The organism is Peribacillus sp. SIMBA_075 (assembly GCF_046534585.1).
The window spans coordinates 1-1,498 of the sequence record NZ_JAWRYN010000095.1; the positions used below are offsets into that span (position 1 = coordinate 1).

1 protein-coding gene is annotated in these 1,498 nt (G+C 37.6%); it reads left to right on the forward strand.

Annotation, left to right across the window (positions count from 1 at the left end; translation table 11 throughout):
• The first annotated feature begins 120 nt into the window (after positions 1–120).
• Positions 121–1,451, forward strand: a protein-coding gene (locus tag SB775_RS27280) for an IS3 family transposase (RefSeq protein ID WP_410864262.1) whose coding sequence is annotated in 2 segments (ribosomal slippage) — positions 121–493 and positions 493–1,451 — 1,332 coding nt in all. Because the reading frame shifts where the segments join, the coding sequence is not laid out codon by codon here.
• Positions 1,452–1,498: the final 47 nt, after the last annotated feature.

A 1,498-nucleotide genomic window follows, 5' to 3' on the forward strand; every position in this document is an offset into this window, starting at 1 on the left:
GTGAACTATACCCCGAATAATGGACACAGTAAAAAAAGTCCCTTATTCGGGGTTTTTCTATGTCCTTTTACTAGAACCCCGTTTATAATCATTTCAGATATATGGGCGGGGGAAATCAAAATGAGTAAGATTAATTTTAATGAATTTCAAATAAAGGAATTAGAGAATAATCCACATGTGAAACAGGTTTCAAATCGTTCGATTTCTTATCATCCAGACTTTAAGGTAAAGGCTATTAAAGAGAATCAAGCTGGTAAATCACCTACCCAAATCTTTATCGAACATGGCTTTGATTTAGATATGATTGGATCGGATAAACCAAAAGGCTGCTTAAAACGTTGGAGAAAAACGTTTGAACAATATGGGGAGGATGGCTTCTATACAGAGCGACGTGGAAAAGGAAGTGCAGGAAGACCAAAATCCAAGGAGTATTCACAGGAAGATCAGTTAAAAAAAGCTGAAGCTCGTATTAAATATTTAGAGGCAGAACTTGAATTCCTAAAAAAGCTAGACGAACTAGAAAGGCAGGCTTCGAAGAAGAGAAAATGACAACGAATGAAAAATTTTCGTTAATTGAACAAATCATTCGTCAATATAATCTTACGAATATGGTCCGTTATTTTTGTGAAATAGCCGAAGTCAGTCGCAGTGGATATTATGCTTGGATACATGCTGAAAGGATTCGATTAACTCACGAGAAGAAAGATTGGCATGATTATGAACTTATTAAGGAAATATTTGAGGCCAAGAAGAAAAAAGCAGGTGCACTCACCATCAAAATGATTTTAGAGAATAAGTATTTTGTCACGATGAACCATAAAAAGATTCGGAGGCTCATGCATAAGTTCAATCTTAAAGCCACAATTCGTCAAGCGAGGCCCTATAAGAAAATAGCGAAAGCCACTCATGAGCATAAGGCCGTTCCAAACCACTTAAACAGGAATTTTAACCAAGGAGAACCGAGGAAAGTTCTCCTCACAGATATTACTTACGTTTATTATGGTTCTGGACAACCAGCTTATCTTTCTTGTGTCAAAGACGCTGTTACACGAGAAATCATCGCTTTTCACTTATCTAGAAGTCTCAAGATGGGGATTGTCTATCAGACATTGGAGAAGCTCTCTGATTCCCTAAAAGGTCTGATTCATCCTGAAGCGATCATTCATTCAGACCAAGGCGTTCATTATACACATCCTGAGTTCCAGCGCCGAGTGAAAGAACTAGGGCTGAAACAATCCATGTCCCGAAAGGGAAACTGTTGGGATAACGCCCCTATGGAATCATTCTTTGGCCATTTTAAAGATGAAGTTGATTATTTGGAGTGTCAAACTTTTGATGAGTTACACAGATTAATTGAAGAATATATGGAAGATTACAATACAAATCGTTGCCAATGGAGTCTAAATAGAATGACTCCCGCGCAATACGGGAGTCATCTATTAGCTGCTTAAATTATAGGTCTTTTTTTAAGACTGTCCATTTTGAAGGGCACAGTTCA